At 33.3% G+C, this 19,304-nt stretch carries 20 protein-coding genes and 1 pseudogene; 11 read left to right on the forward strand and 10 right to left on the reverse strand.

Annotated elements, in window-relative coordinates; translation table 11 throughout:
* The 3 genes from K6T82_RS15230 to K6T82_RS15240 are packed head-to-tail and all read right to left on the reverse strand — an operon-like array spanning position 1 to position 3,448.
* Positions 1 to 2,115 carry a DUF4301 family protein gene (locus K6T82_RS15230; protein WP_223707237.1) on the reverse strand — a complete coding sequence of 705 codons (2,115 nt, stop codon included), beginning with the start codon at positions 2,113 to 2,115 and terminating at the stop codon, positions 1 to 3.
* A complete protein-coding gene (gene pnuC, locus K6T82_RS15235) occupies positions 2,076 to 2,699 on the reverse strand; it encodes a nicotinamide riboside transporter PnuC (RefSeq protein WP_223707239.1) in 624 nt (207 codons plus the stop codon). The genes K6T82_RS15230 and pnuC overlap by 40 nt, the downstream gene beginning before the upstream one ends.
* Before the next feature lie 20 nt (positions 2,700 to 2,719).
* Positions 2,720 to 3,448: a phosphoglycerol geranylgeranyltransferase gene (locus tag K6T82_RS15240; protein ID WP_223707241.1), complete on the reverse strand. Its 729-nt coding sequence runs from the start codon at positions 3,446 to 3,448 to the stop codon at positions 2,720 to 2,722.
* Between the two features lie 94 nt (positions 3,449 to 3,542).
* Between K6T82_RS15240 and K6T82_RS15245 the strand changes: the two genes are divergently transcribed.
* The 3 genes from K6T82_RS15245 to K6T82_RS15255 all read left to right on the forward strand — a co-directional run bounded on the left by K6T82_RS15245 (position 3,543) and on the right by K6T82_RS15255 (position 4,903).
* Positions 3,543 to 4,139 (forward strand): Crp/Fnr family transcriptional regulator, encoded by a 597-nt coding sequence (locus K6T82_RS15245; RefSeq protein WP_223707243.1) that lies wholly within the window; start codon positions 3,543 to 3,545, stop codon positions 4,137 to 4,139.
* A gap of 81 nt (positions 4,140 to 4,220) precedes the next feature.
* Positions 4,221 to 4,508 carry a hypothetical protein gene (locus tag K6T82_RS15250; RefSeq protein WP_223707245.1) on the forward strand — a complete coding sequence of 96 codons (288 nt, stop codon included), beginning with the start codon at positions 4,221 to 4,223 and terminating at the stop codon, positions 4,506 to 4,508.
* Positions 4,505 to 4,903: a group III truncated hemoglobin gene (locus K6T82_RS15255; RefSeq protein ID WP_223707247.1), complete on the forward strand. Its 399-nt coding sequence runs from the start codon at positions 4,505 to 4,507 to the stop codon at positions 4,901 to 4,903. The genes K6T82_RS15250 and K6T82_RS15255 overlap by 4 nt, the downstream gene beginning before the upstream one ends.
* A 113-nt stretch (positions 4,904 to 5,016) precedes the next feature.
* Here K6T82_RS15255 and K6T82_RS15260 read toward each other — a convergent pair whose 3' ends face one another.
* The gene (locus tag K6T82_RS15260) at positions 5,017 to 5,670 is read right to left on the reverse strand and encodes a 4'-phosphopantetheinyl transferase family protein (RefSeq protein ID WP_223707249.1); all 654 of its coding nucleotides are present in this window, start codon (positions 5,668 to 5,670) and stop codon (positions 5,017 to 5,019) included.
* 304 nt (positions 5,671 to 5,974) lie between these two features.
* On the opposite strand from K6T82_RS15260, the gene ahcY reads away from it, so the two are divergent.
* From ahcY to K6T82_RS15295, 7 genes and pseudogenes are all read left to right on the forward strand, one after another.
* Complete coding sequence (gene ahcY, locus K6T82_RS15265; protein ID WP_223707251.1) at positions 5,975 to 7,291, forward strand: adenosylhomocysteinase; 1,317 nt, start codon at positions 5,975 to 5,977, stop codon at positions 7,289 to 7,291.
* A gap of 160 nt (positions 7,292 to 7,451) precedes the next feature.
* Positions 7,452 to 8,537 carry a WG repeat-containing protein gene (locus tag K6T82_RS15270; protein ID WP_223707253.1) on the forward strand — a complete coding sequence of 362 codons (1,086 nt, stop codon included), beginning with the start codon at positions 7,452 to 7,454 and terminating at the stop codon, positions 8,535 to 8,537.
* Positions 8,538 to 8,579: 42 nt separating this feature from the next.
* Positions 8,580 to 8,911 (forward strand): annotated as a pseudogene (locus K6T82_RS15275) (DMT family transporter).
* A 144-nt stretch (positions 8,912 to 9,055) separates the two neighbouring features.
* Positions 9,056 to 9,898 (forward strand): bifunctional helix-turn-helix domain-containing protein/methylated-DNA--[protein]-cysteine S-methyltransferase, encoded by an 843-nt coding sequence (locus K6T82_RS15280; RefSeq protein WP_223707256.1) that lies wholly within the window; start codon positions 9,056 to 9,058, stop codon positions 9,896 to 9,898.
* 136 nt (positions 9,899 to 10,034) lie between these two features.
* Positions 10,035 to 10,748, forward strand: a complete 714-nt coding sequence (locus K6T82_RS15285) for a 2OG-Fe(II) oxygenase (RefSeq protein WP_223707259.1) — start codon at positions 10,035 to 10,037, stop codon at positions 10,746 to 10,748.
* A gap of 206 nt (positions 10,749 to 10,954) precedes the next feature.
* On the forward strand, positions 10,955 to 11,200 hold the full coding sequence (locus K6T82_RS15290; RefSeq protein WP_223707262.1) for an Ada metal-binding domain-containing protein: 246 nt from the start codon (positions 10,955 to 10,957) through the stop codon (positions 11,198 to 11,200).
* Positions 11,187 to 11,795 (forward strand): alpha-ketoglutarate-dependent dioxygenase AlkB family protein, encoded by a 609-nt coding sequence (locus tag K6T82_RS15295; protein WP_223707264.1) that lies wholly within the window; start codon positions 11,187 to 11,189, stop codon positions 11,793 to 11,795. The genes K6T82_RS15290 and K6T82_RS15295 overlap by 14 nt, the downstream gene beginning before the upstream one ends.
* 4 nt (positions 11,796 to 11,799) lie before the next feature.
* Here K6T82_RS15295 and K6T82_RS15300 read toward each other — a convergent pair whose 3' ends face one another.
* Together K6T82_RS15300 and K6T82_RS15305 are read right to left on the reverse strand one after the other, a co-directional pair.
* On the reverse strand, positions 11,800 to 12,120 hold the full coding sequence (locus K6T82_RS15300; RefSeq protein WP_223707266.1) for an MmcQ/YjbR family DNA-binding protein: 321 nt from the start codon (positions 12,118 to 12,120) through the stop codon (positions 11,800 to 11,802).
* A 32-nt stretch (positions 12,121 to 12,152) separates the two neighbouring features.
* Entirely contained in the window at positions 12,153 to 12,908 is a 756-nt protein-coding gene (locus tag K6T82_RS15305) for an NUDIX hydrolase (protein ID WP_223707268.1), read from the reverse strand.
* Between the two features lie 261 nt (positions 12,909 to 13,169).
* Here K6T82_RS15305 and K6T82_RS15310 point away from each other — a divergent pair, with 261 nt between their 5' ends.
* Positions 13,170 to 13,427, forward strand: coding sequence for a hypothetical protein (locus K6T82_RS15310; RefSeq protein WP_223707271.1), 258 nt, complete (start codon positions 13,170 to 13,172; stop codon positions 13,425 to 13,427).
* Positions 13,428 to 13,530: 103 nt separating this feature from the next.
* Here K6T82_RS15310 and K6T82_RS15315 read toward each other — a convergent pair whose 3' ends face one another.
* The 4 genes from K6T82_RS15315 to K6T82_RS15330 form a co-directional block, all read right to left on the reverse strand.
* The gene (locus tag K6T82_RS15315; protein WP_223707273.1) at positions 13,531 to 15,765 is read right to left on the reverse strand and encodes a glycoside hydrolase family 3 N-terminal domain-containing protein; all 2,235 of its coding nucleotides are present in this window, start codon (positions 15,763 to 15,765) and stop codon (positions 13,531 to 13,533) included.
* A gap of 12 nt (positions 15,766 to 15,777) precedes the next feature.
* A complete protein-coding gene (locus K6T82_RS15320) occupies positions 15,778 to 17,202 on the reverse strand; it encodes a glycoside hydrolase family 30 protein (protein ID WP_223707276.1) in 1,425 nt (474 codons plus the stop codon).
* 1 nt (position 17,203) lies between these two features.
* Positions 17,204 to 18,043, reverse strand: a complete 840-nt coding sequence (locus K6T82_RS15325) for an endonuclease/exonuclease/phosphatase family protein (protein WP_223707278.1) — start codon at positions 18,041 to 18,043, stop codon at positions 17,204 to 17,206.
* Positions 18,044 to 18,114: 71 nt separating this feature from the next.
* Complete coding sequence (locus K6T82_RS15330) at positions 18,115 to 19,188, reverse strand: glycoside hydrolase family 16 protein (RefSeq protein WP_223707280.1); 1,074 nt, start codon at positions 19,186 to 19,188, stop codon at positions 18,115 to 18,117.
* Positions 19,189 to 19,304 lie beyond the last annotated feature (116 nt).

Consider the following 19,304-nt stretch of genomic DNA (forward strand, 5'->3'; position numbering starts at 1 on the left):
TTATTGTGGCTGATGTGCCGCTTTTAGTAAATCGTTTACTGTTTTTACTGGATTAAAAGTAATCAATGGAACAGCAACGAAAATGGTTAGCCAATTAGCCATTGAACCGTTCCATAAACCAGGTAATTCATAACTTCTTACCGTTTTCCCATCAACACTCTTCTCTACAATAAAACCTGCTTTTTGGTCTACAAATTGTAATAAATTAAACTTTTTATTTTTATAATTCTTAATACCGCAAACTAAATCTACAGGATTAAAATGAGTTGATCCGGTTAAAATTGACTGTTGTTTCTTATTGGCCAAATCTACCTGAGAAGTTTCAACAATTTGAAGAGAAGCTACTCCTTTATCATTCATAACCCAAAATGGTCCACCTCCAGGTTCTCCTTCATTTTTTACCATTCCGCAAACACGAATTGGCCTGTCTAAAAGCTCTTTAATCTTACTTATTTTATTTTCAAAAGTAAATTTATTAAACTCATTACTCATCTCGACATTCAGCTCTTCTTTTAAAAATAAAACAATATCTTCTAAATGACTTTCTTCAATCTCATTTTGATCAATCGCTTTTAAATAATAGAATACCTTTTGCTGAACTTCAATTAAAACACCTGCTAGTGCTTTTTTGTACAATGTAATTTTATCAATATGGTTCTGAATTACATTATCTATGTTTTTAATAAAAATTACATCTGCATCAAGTTTATTCAGATTTTCAATCAAAGCACCATGTCCTCCAGGTCTGAAGATTAAATTATCATTCTTATCTTTTACTAATTTGTTTTTTTCATCTATAGTAATAGAATCGGTGCTTTTATTTTGATAAGAATATCCTATATTTATTTTTACACGAGACGATTCTTCAATTTTTTCTATAACCTCATCAACTCCTTCATAAAATAAATTTTGATGAATTTCTGAAACTGTAAAATGCAAATTAGACACCTTATTTGATGTAGCATAATGCACACATTCGTTCAAATGCTCTTCAATTGGAGTTGCAATATATGTTTCATACAAATGAAATGGTAATACTGCTTTTGGTTTATTTGCAAAATCAAAATAATCTGGAGACAATAATAATTTTATAAAATAGTAATTCTTTAAGTCTCTCTCAAGAGTTTCAAAATCAGGATAGATTTCTCTTAATTTTTGGTCAACTTCTTTAAAAAAAGGAAATTTCTCCATTCCGACAATAAAAATGGCAAGCTCTTTATCTTTTTTTCTATTGATATAAGCATTAATCGTCTCCTTCTGAATATCAAAATCATTCAAGAAAGCAGTCAGAAATTTAAACATTCTTGTCGCTGCACCAGAAGCTGGAACAAATTTTTTGATTTTTAGTTCTTCCTTCTGATTATCAAAAAAAGTAGCTTTTTCTTGGAAATCATCCTCTGTTAAACTTAAAATTCCATTACCAATTGTGGCTGGACTTACTAAATTACTCTTGACAATTCCGTTATCAAAAAACTCTAATTGTTTTAAAATAGCTTCAAAAGGAATTCCGCGCTCATAGATCTGAACAAATTCGGCAGACGAAAAACCTTTTTCCAATGCTATAGTCAGATTATCAATAATAGCGACTGCTTTTGCCAGACGGGTTTCTTTATCACCCGAAAGCATTATAAAAGGTTTGTTTGTATCAATTAAGGTTTGTTTAAAAACAGAAAAAACTGTTTCTCTACCTTTTGGAGAATCTCTAATGTCGTCTTTTTCCCAAGGAACGTCAATATCAGTCAAGAAAAATAAATCGTATTCATGCTGTAATGCCGCTTCATTCAAAAGCGGATCACAAAAACCATAATACATTTCAGAAAAGACTTTAGTAACCATCAAATTGGTATCGCAAAACAAATATCTATTTGCTGTAGCCAATTTTTCATTTTCAAGTGCTGTTTGTCCGTAAGCAATTGGCATCATATCATCAGCCACACAAATATGCTGATTTTCCTCCCATTTTTCTTGTAGATAGTCGCGTGCAAATTCAGGAACCCATTCGGTTTCATAGTAATCTGCAAGCTGTTTTGCTAAAGTAGTTTTACCTGTACTCTCAGGACCGAATAAAGCAATTTTTATGATTGTTGTTTTTTGCTGTCTAAGATCTTTCTCCATTCTAAATAAGCTGAAATAGCCAAAATTGTAAAAATTAAATATTGTAGTGACAGCATCCCTAAGCCGCGATAAGCATAAAGAGGCACAACAATAATATCACCGATAATCCAAAGTGTCCAGTTTTCTATTTTTTTTCTGGCCATATACCACATTCCTGCGAAAAATATTCCTGATGAAATCATATCAACATAATTGTCTTTATGAATTTCGTAATCAAAATATTTATAAATCCCGAAAACTACAAAAACGGTTACAATAAACAGTAAGATTCCAATTATTTTTTCATTAAAACTTGTACGAGTAATTGGTAAATTATCTTCAACTGTTCCTCCTTTTGCCCAAACATACCAGCCATAAATACTCATTATGGAGAAATACGCATTGATAATCATATCTCCTATGTAGCCTGCAACATAAAGCAAGTATACTGATATCACCGTAGCAATTAAGCCAGTCGGATAAACTAAAATGTTTTCTTTTTTAGCAAACCAGACACTTAAAATACCAAAAACAAATACCAAAAACTCTAAAGCAATATGCCACAACGGTGCATTTTTATAACTGTCTAGAAAAAAATCTATCATGAAAGGTGGTATTTAGGCATTTATAAATCAAAGAAATGGCTGTTGTTCTCAAAGGCTGTCCCAATAACAACCAAATCTGCACCAGCATTGTACGCTTTTTGAATTCCGTGCAAATCTACAATTCCTCCTCCAACAATTACAGGAATTCTGACATTTTGAGTAATCAACTCAATCATTTCTTTTGGAACGGGTTGTTTTGCACCACTTCCTGCCTCTAAATAAATCAATTGATTTCCTAACATTTCTCCTGCCAAAGCAGTAGCCAATACTAAATCAAGATTTTCGCGGCTTAAAGGTTTGGTTTTGCTCACACGTGCAACAGCAGTTTCATTGCCGCTTTCAATTAAAATATACCCTGTAGAAATTACTTCTAAATTTGTCTTTTTTAGAATTGGAGCTGCCTGAACCTGATATTCGATTAAATAGTCAGGATTTCTTCCAGATAATAAAGAAAGAAACAAAATACCGTCTGCTTTCGAAGAAATCTGCGATGGATCTCCAGGAAACAAAATAACCGGCAGATTTGTTTTTTGTTTTAATGCCGTAATAAGTTCCTCCAGAATGTTATTACGAACTATACTTCCTCCAACAAAAATATGAGTTGCCGGCGACTGATTGATTTTATCAATTAATTGATATAAATTTTTCAGTTCAATTTTGTCAGGATCCAAAAGTATCGCCAATAATTTCTGACCATTACTTTTAGCCTCTAAAATCTGTTGCCTAATAGTGAGTATTTGTTCTTGCATCGTGGGTGTAAAAGTAAAAGATTTTTAATGTTGAAGAACTATTTTGAATAAATTATATTTGTCTCGCGTCTTTTGATAACGTAAATGATACATTATGATTACAGTTGATTTATTAGAAAGATATGGCGTTACGAAAAAAGACTTCGACAAAAATGACATTATTTTTGAAGAAGGAAATCTCCCATTGAACTATTATCAAATCATTTCTGGTGAAGTCAAAATGAGTAATTATAATGATGATGGACGCGAATTTATTCAGGGAATATTTTATGACGGACAATCTTTTGGCGAACCGCCTTTATTCTTAAACCAAAAATATCCTGCTAATGCTATTGCTGTAGAAATGGCTTCGATTTTCATTCTTCCAAAAGAAAACTTTATGAAACTCTTGGAAGAAAATCCAAAAGTCAGCCTCAAAATTATTGAAAATCTTGCACAGCGATTATACTACAAATCGGTCATGGCGGCAGAAATTTCTACACAAGAACCCGAACATCGCGTTTTAAAATTAATCGACCACGGAATTGCCTATTTTAATTTTCAAAAAGATAAAAATGGTTATCTGATTAATTTTACCAGACAGCAAATAGGAGATTTAACCGGATTGCGTGTAGAAACGGTAATTAGAGCCATAAAAGCGCTGGAAAAAAAAGGCGAATTGAAGATTATTAATCGAAAAGTATACAGATAAAAAAGTTCTCGTTTTATGATTTTAATCATAAAACGCACCTCTGTTGTCGACGTATCTTTGTCATATAAAAATCTGAATATCATGACACTATACCAAACAACATTCGACATTTTCAATAGAAATTATATGGGTTCTGCTGCAATGGCAGTTATTGCTCAAAGCTGTTTAGGAGGCGCTGCAGCAATGTACGTTTTATCTAACGGAACTTCAATTCCGCAAATGATTCAGCTGGCAATTATTGTTTTAGCTTGTATCTTTGTAAACACTTCAATTTTGGCGCAGATGAAACACAAAGTGGTTTTCAATCTTTTAATTTTGAGTTCAATTTTAAGTGTAGTATTTATTCTTTTAAACACACTTATTCTGTGAAAAAACAAATAGAAAATAGAGATGATGTATCTTTTTTAGTTCATCAGTTCTACGATAAAATAAGAGCCGATAAAGAAATCGGCTTTTATTTTAATGAATTGATTTCCGATTGGGATTTGCATCTCGAAAAACTAACGGATTTTTGGGAAACCAACCTTTTTGGCGTTCGCAAATACAAAGGAAATCCGCATGCTGTGCACAATGAAGTCGATGCCCATTTTGACGAAAAAATAACAGCCAACGAATTCGGAATCTGGCTCAATCATTGGTTTCAAACCATTGATGAATATTTTGAAGGCGAAAATGCAGAAACTTTAAAAAGACGTGCACGAAAAATGAGTACTTTTTTGTTTATGAGTATGTTTCAGCACAGACAAAAAGAAAGTGAGATTTAAAGTCATTGCGAGGAACGAAGCAACCTCACTACGATTGATTTAGCAAATGAGATTGCTTCGTTCCTCACAATGACAAAATTACGTATATCTGTGACTGAGACTGCAACTAAAAACTATTTCTCAAAAGCATAAACCAAAGTAAACTTACCCTCAAAATTATTAGATTCTATTTCCTGATAATGTACATCAAAGTCCTTTATCAAATTATCAAAATGAAGACTTGCCTGCGTTTGGGTTTCATCTAAAGAAAAGTTGCTCACATTGATATGATCTTTAAAACTTATACCTTTTTCATTTCTGATTTTAAAGATTGCTTCTTTGGCTCCCCAGATTACGGTAAGTTTTTTTATGTATTCTTCTACAGAAGACGGATCTAAATAATCGCACTCAAAATCTGTGAATTTATCGGCGATTCTCTGAATTTTAAAACGTTGCAATTCCATGTCAATTCCAACCGTTTCTTGACTTATAATAATTGCAGCAAAATGATAAGAATGCGTTATGGAAATATAATTATGACAATCAAAATACGGTTTCCCGAATTCGTCATAATGTAGATCTTTATCCGTAAAACCCATTTCCTGAATCAGCATTCTTACACTCAAAAAAGCACGCTGATGCATTTCAGACTTCATTCCGTTCAATCGTTTCTGAGTTTTTTCCTTCAAGAAAACAACTTTACTCAATAATTCTTCAAGAGATTCTGTTATTTCCCAAATTAAAATTTTCGTCGTTTCGTTGAATTGTATGGTCTGAAATAGAGGCATTTTTTAATTGTAAATTGTGAATGGTTAATTATAAATTTTTTAAACCATATAAGTGATATAAGAAAATATAACTTTTTGGCTAAAACAATGTCTTAAGTAAATTTAAGCAATTCTCAATAAAAGTGCATAGTTAAGAATCTTTTTTAAATGAACTTATATCGCTTATATGGTTTAAAACGATTCTTAAACTAACATTCTAGAGATTAAGAAATTAAAGATTTCACAAAACTTACAGAAAATAGTAAAATTCAAAAGCTATTCCTTAAATTTGCACAAAAATTACAATTATACAAATATAATATAAATGAGTACTACAACTACGCCTTATGTGGCTTACAAAGTAAAAGACATTTCTCTGGCAGCTTGGGGAAGAAAAGAAATTGAACTAGCTGAAGCTGAAATGCCAGGTTTAATGGCACTTCGCGCTGAATACAAAGACGAACAACCATTAAAAGGTGCTCGTATCGCTGGATGTTTACACATGACGATTCAAACTGCTGTTTTGATCGAAACTTTAATTGCTCTTGGTGCAGAAGTTACTTGGTCTTCTTGTAACATTTTCTCTACTCAAGATCAGGCTGCTGCTGCAATCGCTGCTGCTGGAATCTCTGTTTATGCTTGGAAAGGTCTTGACGAAGAGTCATTTGACTGGTGTATTGAGCAAACTTTATTCTTTGGTGAAGACAGAAAACCACTGAACATGATCTTAGATGACGGTGGAGATTTAACAAACATGGTTATCGATCGTTACCCAGAATTAGTTGCAGGAATTAAAGGTCTTTCTGAAGAAACTACAACTGGTGTTCACAGACTTTACGAAAGAGTAAAAGCTGGAACTCTTCCAATGCCCGCAATCAACATTAACGATTCTGTTACTAAATCTAAATTTGATAACAAATACGGATGTAAAGAATCTGCTGTAGATGCTGTACGCCGTGCAACTGACTTAATGTTAGCTGGAAAAAGAGTTGTTGTTTGTGGATACGGTGACGTTGGAAAAGGAACTGCAGCTTCTTTCAGAGGTGCTGGTTCTATCGTAACAGTTACTGAAATCGATCCAATTTGTGCTTTACAAGCTGCAATGGACGGTTATGAAGTTAAAAAATTAAACACTGTAATTGCTAATGCTGATATCATCATTACAACTACAGGAAACAAAGATATCGTTCTTGGAGAGCACTTCGAGCAAATGAAAGACAAAACTGTTGTATGTAACATCGGTCACTTCGATAACGAAATTGATATGGCTTGGTTAAACAAAAACCACGGTGCATCTAAAATCGAAATCAAACCTCAGGTTGACAAATACAACATCAACGGTAAAGATATCATCATCTTGGCTGAAGGTCGTTTAGTAAACTTAGGTTGTGCTACAGGTCACCCAAGTTTTGTAATGAGTAACTCATTTACAAACCAGACTTTGGCTCAAATCGAATTATGGAACAACAGCGCAGCTTACAAAAATGAAGTTTACATGTTACCAAAACATTTAGATGAAAAAGTTGCTGCTTTACACTTAGCTAAATTAGGCGTTGAACTTGAAATTTTAAGAGAAGATCAAGCTGCTTACATTGGTGTTGAAGTTCAAGGTCCATTTAAACCAGAATACTACAGATACTAATAATTCTAGATTATAGATTTCTGATTTTAGATTTCTTCAAATCATATATCAAACCCAACAGCAAAAACTGTTGGGTTTTGTTTTTTTAATAAAGCAATAAGTCTCTTAGAATATTTTCTTTTCAAAAACGTTGTATTATATTTATTGTAAATATTTTATTATGAAAAACTACATTCCATTCTTTCTACTAATCTTTTTAAGTAGTTTAACATTTGGGCAGAATAATGATATCTGGACAGCATTTCCGAACAAAGACACTACATTAATAGGATTCAAAGATAAAAACGGAACAATAAAAATAGAACCTAAGTTTTCTGGCTTTACAACCGCACGTGAGTTTGAAAACATAATCGCTGTCAGTGAAGAAAAAGATAACAAATGGGAAAGCTATTATTTAACCAAAAAAGGAAAAGTCGTTGGTCGCGATAGTTTGTATGTTTTTGATAATGGTCCAGACTGTGAAAACGAAGGTTTTATCAGGTTTACAGATCGTAAAACAGACAAAATGGGAATGTTTAATGCTGAAGGTAAAATTGTAATTCCAGCCATATACAGCGATGTATCAAAAGTTCATAATGGAGTGATTTCAGTTTTAAAAGATGCTAAAAAGAAAAGAGATCCTTTGGGAGAACATTTTTTCTGGACTGGAGGAAAAGAACTTCTTATTGACCTCAACAATAAAATTCTAATCAAAGACTTTAAAAGCGATAACAATTTGAATTTTTATTCGCTTCAAAAATCGAAAGAGCCAAGCAAAGACCAAACAAGAGATAATTTTCTTGGAGTTGACGGACAATATTATTCTTTCATTAATTACGAAAAAGAATTCAAAAACTGGCTTCAAAACACTTTGCTTTCAGATTTATCCAAAGCCAATTTAGAGAAACATTCTTTTGAAAAAATCACCTATTGGAAAGAGCCTGACGGATGGATAAATGTACCCAAATCAAAGTTCATAGAAGAAAACTTCATTTATTTAAAATTAAAATTAGAGGAACTAAAAAATCCAAAAACGGATTATTTCGTATCAACAGACGGACTGAATCAGTTTATTTTTGAATCGAGTGAATATGACATATATTTCAACAATTGCAATGAATCTAAAGATTGGCTGTATCCTGTTAAAAACATTGTAATCAACCCAAAAAATGAAGCCGACTTTAAACAAGATCATTTTCATTTTTTAAGAACCGAAAATGGTTATAAATTAATTAGTGTTTCTGTCGCAAAAGATGATTTGAAATAATTCATTTCGGTTTAAAGTTTATCTTTGTAAAAAGCCAACCTCATGAAGAATTTTCTATTTTTATTTCTTGCTATAATCTTCGAAATCATGCAACATCAGCATTAAAAAAGTCTGAAGAGTTCACAAAACTAATTCCAAGTATTATTACCGTTATTGGTTATTGTGGAGCATTTTACTTCTTGAGTTTTGCTATCAGAACTATTCCTGTTGGCTTTGCATACGCTATTTGGTCTGGAGTCGGAATTGTTTTAATTACGATTATTGGTGCTATTTTCTTCAAAGAAATTCCAGATTTACCCGCAATTATCGGTCTAACATTAATTGTGATTGGCGTTATTGTGATTAATGTTTTTTCAAAGACTACTACTCATTAAAAAGTTTCAGGTTTCAAGTTTCAGGTTAACGAAAAACTTGAAACTTGAAACCTGAAACAAAACCAACAAAAATTCATTTCCGCAAGTTTCAGATTTTATACCTTCTAAAACCAATCGATATTTGTATTATAAAATGGAAAGAAGATGAACACACAAGAAACCATCAATTATAATCGTATCGCCGAAGCTATAGATTATATCAAAGCTAATTTTAAAGAGCAGCCCAATCTCGATGAAGTGGCGGAAAAAGTACATTTGAGTCCGTTTCACTTTCAAAGACTTTTTAGCGAATGGGCCGGAACGAGTCCGAAGAAGTTTTTGCAATATACAAGCATCGAACACGCCAAAAAATTACTCAAAGAAAATCAGGCAACCATTTCTGAAACCGCTTTTGAAACTGGATTATCAGGAACAAGTCGACTTCATGATTTATTTGTAAATATTGAAGGAATGACTCCCGCCGAATACAAAAACGGAGGAAAAAATCTCGAAATCAATTATAGTTTTGCCGAAAGTCCGTTTGGGAATATTGTTGTTGCTTCTACCCAAAAGGGAGTTTGTTTTATGGCTTTCGCCGAAGATGAAATCACTGGCTTTATTGCGTTAAAAGATAAATTCCCGAATGCACAATTTTCTAAAAAACTGGATTTATCACAACAAAATGCCTTATTCATTTTCCAAAATGATTGGAGTAAATTATCTGAAATAAAACTGCATCTAAAAGGAACCGATTTTCAACTGAAAGTTTGGGAAACTTTACTCAAAATTCCAATGGGACAACTTTCTACTTATGGTTCTATTGCTAATCAAATTCAAAAACCAAATGCATCGCGTGCGGTTGGAACAGCAATTGGAAGTAATCCTGTTGCATTTTTAATTCCGTGTCATCGTGTTATCCAATCTTCGGGAACATTTGGCGGTTATATGTGGGGAAATACCCGAAAAACAGCTATTATCGGCTGGGAAGGTGCGCAAATAAATCTTTAAGTTTTTTTGCCACGAATTCTCGAATTTTCTTTTTAAAATCTATGCGATTATTTTTTCGAATTAATTCGAATAATATTAGATAAAGTATTTAAAAGAATAATTCGTGAATTCGTGGCGAAAAAAAATCTAAATCTCTATGCAAAATATACAATCAAAAATTGCTTCTCAAAATTGGGAAAGCATCACCGAATCCATGCACGAAAATGGCTTTGCCATTATTCCAAATATCCTAAATAAAGAACAATGCGAAGACTTAAAATTCGATTATGACAACCCAAATCTATATCGAAAAACAGTTGTGATGGAACGCTATCGATTTGGTTTGGGCGAATACAAATATTTCAATTATCCTTTGCCAGATTTAATTCAAAATATCAGAACTTCGATTTATCCAAAACTGGCTCCAATTGCCAATTCCTGGATGAAGGCATTAAATGTTAATACCGTTTTTCCGGTAAATCACACAGAATTATTACAGAAATGTCACGACAATAATCAGCTCAAAGCGACGGTTTTAATTCTAAAATATGGCAAAAGCGGATTCAATACTTTACATCAGGATTTATACGGAGATGTTTATTTTCCAATTCAAATTGTACTTTTTCTTAATGAACCTGATAAAGATTTTACTGGTGGCGAATTTGTCCTGACACAACAAACGCCGAGAGCACAATCTAAAGCTATTGTTTTAAAACCTAAAAAGGGAGATATTTTGATTTTCACAACCAATTTCAGACCTGTAAAAGGCACAAAAGGTTATTATCGTGTGAATATGAAACATGGCGTAAGCGAAATTCATTCTGGCGAAAGATATACGCTCGGAATCATTTTCCATGATGCCCTTTCGTGAATATTTTTTCCGCCACGACTCGAGCGATAGCGAACAGGCGAAGCAATTCACGAATTATTCTTTTTAAAATCTATGCGATTATTTATTCGAATTAATTCGAATAATATTACATAAAGTATTTAAAAATAAAATTCGTGAATTCGTGGCGAAAAAACAGCAACGTTAGACGCACTGCGGTGCGTCTCTACAATACAAATGTAACCTTTATGATCAATCATCAAAAAATAACTGATTCTGAATTATTTCGTAAAATTAAAAAAGGCGAAATTTGCGTCGGTGGCAACCAAAAATTAAAAATCTACGGAACACTGAAATGTTCTTCGGGAAAGAGAATGAAACGTGAGAATCGGGTTTTCTTTTTATCTGAAAATGAAGCTCGCGAAAGTGGTTTCAGACCTTGCGGACATTGCAGGAAATCGGAATATCAAAAATGGAAAAATGGACTTATTTAATCCTCAAATAGACGAAACTACAAATCTGCTTCCAAAACACGGAACGGTTAATTATTACGGAAAATGTTTCTCCAGAAAAGAAGCCGATTTCTATCGTGATGTTTTATTAAATACCATCGAATGGAAAAATGATGAAGCCGTTATCTTCGGAAAATTAATTCTAACCAAACGAAAAGTGGCTTGGTACGGCGATCAAGAATTTGAATATACCTATTCGAATACAACAAAAAAAGCGTTGCCTTGGACTCCTGAGCTTTTAGAATTAAAGAAAATTATTGAGGAAAAAACAGGCGAAATTTTCAATTCTTGTTTACTGAATCTATATCATACGGGCGAAGAAGGAATGGCGTGGCACAGTGATGCCGAAAAAGATTTGAAGAAAAACGGAGCAATTGGATCGGTAAGTTTTGGTGCAGAAAGGAAATTTGCTTTCAAACATAAAGAATCTAAAGAAACAGTTTCTTTGATTCTAGAACACGGAAGTTTATTGGTGATGAAAGACGAAACACAAACGCATTGGTTGCATCGTCTTCCTCCAACAAAAACAACTCAAAAACCAAGAGTGAATTTGACTTTTAGAACTATTGTGAGATAAAATGCTACTTCTTTTTTGTGGCAACATTTTCATAAGAGCGTATTAAAGCATCTTCAAACATTTCGGGTTTAACTCTTGAAAGTTCTACGATTGTCCAACCTTGTTTTCCCCATTTATTGGGAACTTCATAGAAAATCTTTTCGCTTGACGCACAAAAAACAGATTGATCTATTTCATTTAACTTTAAAACAGCTCGATTATTTTTTTCATCAAAAGTGGCAAAAATCTTCTTTTTGATTAGAAATGAAGTTTTCTCAAAATGAGGTTCCTCAGTCGCATCTGGAAATGACATTGCTAATTTTCTAAACTTTTCAATTGAAACCATAATCATCATTTTTAAAGATTAAAGCTTATTTATCACCAACCTTGATTTAGTCCATTTTTCAAAACCTCATCGTATTTTTCTTTATCAAAAGAATATAAATTTGGTGCTTTGTGCGCTACATTGCTTTTCTTTTCGTCAAGTTTCGTCAGAATGCCGATATTGGTAATTTTACGAAGAAAGTTTCTACGATCGAGCTTTTTATCCAAAATCGTTTCATACAATTTTTGCAATTCTGGAATTGTAAATTTCTCTGGCAGTAAATTGTAACCAACTGGCATTAAATTCAATTCAATTCGCAAGGTATCGAGTGCTTTGTCTAAAATTTCACGGTGATCTAAAATAAGTTCCGGAACTTCTTTATGATCGATCCATTCTACAATTTCATTTCTACCTGTCGGATTTGGGAGAATTTTTGAAAAATCAACTAATGCATAATATCCAATTGTAACAAAACGGCGCATGAGCCATTTTCCTTTTTCTTCTTCAATTTGCAGATAATCCAGCGTTTTTTTATCAAAATGCTGATCGTTTCGTTTTACTTTTCCAAAGGTTGCAAATTGCCTTAAAAAAACACCTTCTACACCTGTTCTGCTATTCAAAACCGTAATGGCAGCAGTATCTATATCTTGGTCAATTGGAATAAATCCGCCTGGTAATGACCATTTATTAGCACGTTCTACTTTTATCAGCAAAACTTTAAGCTGATTATCATGAAATCCGAAAATTACACAGTCTATTGAAAGTCCTGGCTGGTAATTTTCATTGTTATCTATAATGTCTTTTAACATTCAAATTGAGTATAAATCATTCATTAACGTTGCAATTTACTTCATTTTTATAAATTCATGACATTTCCAGAAAATTTATAGAAGTGTGTATATTACAATTTAACTAAAATTTAAACCCAAATTTAAAAAAAATAAGTACATTGCGTCATAATAACACATTAATGATTTTAATTGTTATATTTTAGAAAAAAATAAAGAAAAATACTATAAGCTGTTCCATTTTTCTTCAAAGTGAGTGTAGAAAGTAAAAATGTAGAAGTTATGATTACCAGTTCATTAAAAAACATCAACAAAAAAATTAGAACCAAAATCTGGGCTTCTTTCGGATTTGTTTCTAAAACGTATCTTTTGGAAGCTTCTTTAAAATATAGTGCCGAACAAGAGAGAATTTTCAACGAAATAATTGGTGAAACTGACGCCAAAAATAAAAAAGCAAAACAGGAAGCTTTTGATAAAGCTTTGTATGCTTCTTATAAAGGAATTGGCGCTATGGATTTTGTAAATACTGTTTTAAAATAACCTGTACCCTTTTTATAATAATTTATAATGCTGCCTCATTTTTAATGAGGCTTTTTTTTGATTGAATAAATAAAAAAACGGGACTTTAAAAGTCCCGTTCTTCTTAATTTGCTACTAATTCAAAATCAGATCTTAATTTTATATCTGCTGATGAAGTTCCGATCATGACTTCGAAATCTCCTGGTTCAGCACCCCATTCTAATTTATTGTTGTAGAAAGACAATTTTTCTTTATCAATTGTAAATTCGATTGTTTTAGACTCTCCTGCATTTAATTTTACTTTTTGGAAATCTCTTAATTCTAAAACCGGTCTTACTACAGATCCGAATTTATCTTTTAGATACAATTGTGCGACTTCTTCTCCAGCTACTTTTCCACTGTTTTTCAATTGGAAAGAAACTTTAATTGTTTCGTTGCTTTTTATTTTTGTTGAAGACAATTTCAAACCTGAATAATCAAATGTTGTGTAACTTAATCCGTATCCGAAAGGAAATTTTGGAGAGTTTTTCAAGTCGATATAAGCAGAAACATAGTTGGTTTCGTTTTCATTTTTAGCAGGTCTTCCTGTGCTGAAATGATTATAATAAATTGGCACTTGTCCTACTTCTCTTGGAAAAGTCATTGGTAATTTTCCAGACGGATTATAATCTCCAAACAATACATTTGCAATTGCGTTACCAGCTTCTGTCCCTAACCACCAAGTGTATAAAATAGCTGGAGCATTATCTGCAGTGTAATTGAAAACCAAAGGTCTTCCAGCATTAATTAAAACTACAACTGGTTTTCCTGTAGCCAAAACCGCTTTTACTAAATCTTCCTGAACGCCAGGCAAATGAATATCGCTTCGGCTTTTTGCTTCACCGCTCATATCGTGTCTTTCACCAATACTCAAAATTACAACGTCGGCTTGTTTTGCTGTTTCAACCGCTTCAGCAAAACCGTCTTTGTTTGTCCCTTCAATTTCGCACCCTTTTGCATACAGTAATTTTGTGTTTTTGCCTACTTTATTTTGTAAACCATCCCATTGTGAAACTACCCATTTATCATATTTTACCTCTGGAAGTTCAACAGCCCAAAATCCCATATTGGCTTTGTACTCTTTTACCATTGGTCCGATGAAGGCAATTGTCTTTGTGCTTTTAGAAATTGGTAAAGTTTGTTTTTCATTTTTTAATAAAACAATACTTTTTTCTGCCATTTCGCGAGCTGCTTTTCTATGCTCTGGATTGTTTAGTTCTTTTTCTTCGCGTTTAGCATCCGAATATTTGTAAGGATCATCAAATAATCCTAACTCAAATTTCTTACGTAGAATACGTCTTACTGCGTCATCAACTAAATCTATAGAAACTCTGCCTTCTTTTACCAAAGCAGCCAGATTGCCACGGTATGCGTTACTTTCCATATCCATATCGCTTCCTGCTGTAATTGCTGAGTAAGCTGCTTCTTTCAGATCTTTAGAATAACCGTGCGCCACCATTTCTCCAATTGATCCCCAATCTGAAACTACGAACCCTTGAAAGTTCCATTTTCCTTTCAGGATATCTCTTTGTAAATGGGCATTTCCAGTTGCTGGAATTCCGTTGATATCATTGAATGAATTCATAAATGTTGCAGCACCAGCATCTAAAGCGGCTTTGAATGGAGGTAAATACGTCTCCAAAAGCATTCTTTCGCTCATGTCTACAGAGTTGTAATCTCTTCCTCCAACTCCTGCTCCATAAGCCGCAAAATGTTTTACGCAGGCCATAACCGAGTTTAAATCTCCTAATTTATTTCCTTGAAAACCTTTTACTCTTGCATAAGCAATTTTAGAACCTAGATAAGTATCTTCTCCTGCACCTTCCATCACGCGTCCCCAACGAGGGTCACGACCGATATCTACCATTGGCGCAAATGTCCAATGAATTCCGCTTGCTGCTGCTTCTGTTGCAGCAACTCTTGCGCCTAATTCGATTGCTGCTAAGTCCCAGCTTGCCGCTTCCGCTAAAGGAAGTGGAAAAGTCGTTTTGTAACCATGAATGACATCTTGCCCAAACAACAACGGAATTTTAAGTCTTGACTGCATCGCCAATTCCTGATATCCTCTCGTGTATTTTGTTCCGATAACGTTTAGCATCGAACCAATTAAACCTTGTTTAATTTCGTTTTGTTTGTTCGGGTTAATAGTAATTGGTCCAGTTGCCTGATTATCTCCAGTGTACTGATTTAATTGACCAATTTTTTCTTCAATCGTCATTTTCTTCAACAGATCATTGACTTTCTGATCTATTGACTGCTGCTGTGCCGACGCAAAAAGCGAAAGCATAAACAGCGTAATCGTGGTTACTTTTTTTTTCATAGTTTAAGTTGTTTACCAAACGTAAGTAGCAACTGCTCCTCCGTTTAGTGTGGTTGAGGTTTGTTTGTTGTTGTATTTAATATTAAATGTTTCTGCCGAAGCGCCGTCATTTTCTACAATTAGAACAGTTTGTCCAGACGGTGTTTTAAAAGCAACATTATACAGGTTTCCTGAAATATTACTTGCAATTCTTACTGAACCTTCTGGAACAAATTTAGAAGCATGTCCGATAATATAATATCCTACTTCTCTCTTGATATTTTGATTTTGATCAATCATCAAAGCACCTTTACAGGTTGAACATCCTCCTGGCGTAAAAGGCTTATAAAATTCATCATTTGCAAGTCCCCAAGATAATGCATTTTTGCTCCAGTTACGCATTGAACCGATTACTACATTTTTTACACTCCATTTCAAATCGGTTTCAAAATTGGTTCCTGTGCCTGTATATTGTTCGGTAAAATACAAATCTTTATTCGGAAAAGCATTATGAACTGTAGTCAAAGCACTGATATCTCCTTCATACAAATGAAAAGCAGATCCTGTTACAAACGGATTTGCTTTGGCATCTTTTAAAATCGTCAAAGGATATTCTGGTTTGTTACAGTTATGATCGTAAACAATAATTTTGGTTTTGATTCCAGCTTTCGCGAAAGCGGGACCTAAATTATTTCCAATAAAATCTGCCTGTTGTTCTGCCAACATCAACAAACTCGGATTGTTTCCTGGATGCAAAGGTTCGTTTTGAGGCGTAATGGCATCAATAACAATTCCGTGCGATTTCATTGCTTGAATGTATTTTACAAAATATTCAGCATAAACCTGATAGTATTTTGGTTGTAAACTTCCGCCTTTCGAACTTCCGTTATCTTTCATCCAAACTGGTGGCGACCACGGAGAGCCCATTATTTTAATCTTTGGATTAATGGCTAAAATTTCTTTTAAAACAGGAATAACGTCATTTAAATCTGGTCCAAGATTAAAATGTTCCAGTTTCAAATCGGTTTGTCCTTCTGGCATATCATCATACGAAAAAACTTTTTCATTCAAATCTGATGCTCCAATACTAATTCTTATATAACTTAAACCAATCGCATCATCTTTTCTAGAAAACAACTCCTGAAGCAAGGCTTCTCTTTTTGGTTTGTCTAGTTTTAAAATCGCTTGAGCACTTCCTCCTGTTAATGAAAATCCGAAACCTTCGATGGTTTGGAATTTCTCTGAAGGATTTACTTCAATGGTCTGATTTGAATTTGTTTCTGAAGTGAAAACTAATTCAGGTTGTTTTTTAAGTTTTGAAGTCTCATCTGTAGTTGTAATCCAAGATGAAACTTTTCCTGTATTTTTTGAAGCAGTTGTTGAAGATGCACAGTTAAATTGCATTGCAATAAGAGGCAATAAAACCAGCATTTGAAGTTTTTTGTTGATGTTTTTCATTTTAATCTATTTCTATTAAAACAGGCAAATGATCGGACGGGTATTTTAAATCCTTAGAATCACTTAGCACTGCATGTTTTTGGACTTTAAGACCACTATTTTTCGAAATAAAAATATAGTCTAATAATAATGTTACGGGTTCATTGTGTTTGAAATCATTGAAAGTTCCTGAAGGTCCAAATGATTTTTCTATAGAAACATCTCTGGTGTCATCCATTACTTTTTTGATTTCGGCAATTTGAGCTGTATTAGGTTCTGAATTGAAATCTCCCATTAAAAAAGCAGGATAATTTTTAGTGTTTAATTCCTTCATTTTAGAAAGAGCAAGTTGCACGCCTTTCATTCTCGCTACCTCTCCCATATGATCTAAGTGAAGATTGAAAACCCAAAACATCTTTTTTGTTTTTAAATCCTTAAAAAGGCCATAGGTACAAACTCTATTACAAGCCGCATCCCAACCTCTTGAAACTACATTTGGAGTTTCTGAAAGCCAAAACGTATTGGATTGCTCTACTTTAAAACGATCTTTTTTATAGTAAATCGTACAAGCTTCTCCAGTTCCGTTTTCTTCTCTTCCAATTCCGAATCTATTATAATTGGACTGAGCTGCTGCGATATCTAAAACTTGATTTGGTGTTGCTTCCTGCACTCCAAAAATATCGGGACTATAAAATCTAATTTGAGAATTAAAATAATCCTTTCGGTTTGGCCAAGCATTTTCTCCATCAGAAGCGACATCTAAACGGATATTGTAAGTCATAATTTTTAAATTCTGACCATAAAATGAGTTCGCAGTCAAAAGCAATACTATTGCTAAAACAAGTTTTTTTATCTTTTTCATGTTAAAAAATTTTAATCTGTAAAGCTAGCGTTTCCGTGGCTTCAGCAAAAAAAATATATTTAAAACTTATGTTAATTGTATACTCTGACATAATCTACTTCGTAAGTAGCGCTTTTGAAATTTGGATCGACTGTTCCTCCAAAATTTCCTCCCATAGCCAAATTCAAAATGACAAAGAATTTTGCGTTAAAAGGAGTTGTGCTTGAGTTTTTGAAAGTGTAAAACAAATTGTCATCTACAAAAAATTTGATACTTTCTTCACTCCATTCGGCAGCATAAATGTGAAACTCTGTCGATGAATTTGGAGCTGTTGTAGTTTTTGTATCAGGAGTATTTCCCGAACGTCCCGGAGAATGAAGCGAGGAATGAATTACATCTGGCTTATTTCCAACCGATTCTAAAATATCAATTTCACCACATAATGGCCAACCTGCGGTATCGATGTTATCTCCCAAAAGCCAAAATGCTGGCCATGTTCCTCCGCCAACCGGCAATTTTGCACGAACTTCGGCTCTTCCATATTTAAATGAAAATTTACCTTTTGTCAGCATTCTTGATGAAATATATTGACTTCCTTGATAATTTTCTTTAATTGCTGTAATTTTCAGAAGACCGCCTTCGATTTTTACATTTTCAGATCGGTTTGTATAATATTGTAATTCGTTATTACCAAAACCGTTTCCAGTTCCTAAATCGTAACCCCATTTTGCAGCATCTGGTGCTCCGTCTGTATTAAATTCATCTGCCCAGATTACTTTTCTGGCCACGAAAATATTTACGGTTGTCGATGTATTAGTATATTTTATTCCATTAAATACCGTAACATCAATTATGTAGCTTTTGGTTCCTGGCTGAGTAAATTCATATGAAAAATTGCTAGTTGTAAACTCTTTTGTTTCATTGTTTACGACTACCTTATACGACTTTGCATTAGGAGCATCAACTTTTAAATTAATTTTTCCGCTTCCGTCTCCGTTTGGCATTTCGGCAGTTTTACCAACTACATCAACTTGGAGAGAAATTTTATCGGGAGTTATTACAACAGGAGTGTCAGTAGAATCGTTGTTGCTGCTGCAAGACTGAAACACGAACAATAGGATTAAAGTAAGAACTCCAGCTCTATTTGCGAGATTAATTATTTTCATCTTTTTATTATTTAAATAGTTAGTTAATAAATTGAATATCAAGATAAATATTTTTTCTTTTACTTCTTTGTCTTGTTAATAACAAAGTGAGTTTTTAAAAATTGAAATACTACACG

This window comes from Flavobacterium potami, from assembly GCF_020026915.1.
Lineage (GTDB): Bacteria > Bacteroidota > Bacteroidia > Flavobacteriales > Flavobacteriaceae > Flavobacterium > Flavobacterium potami.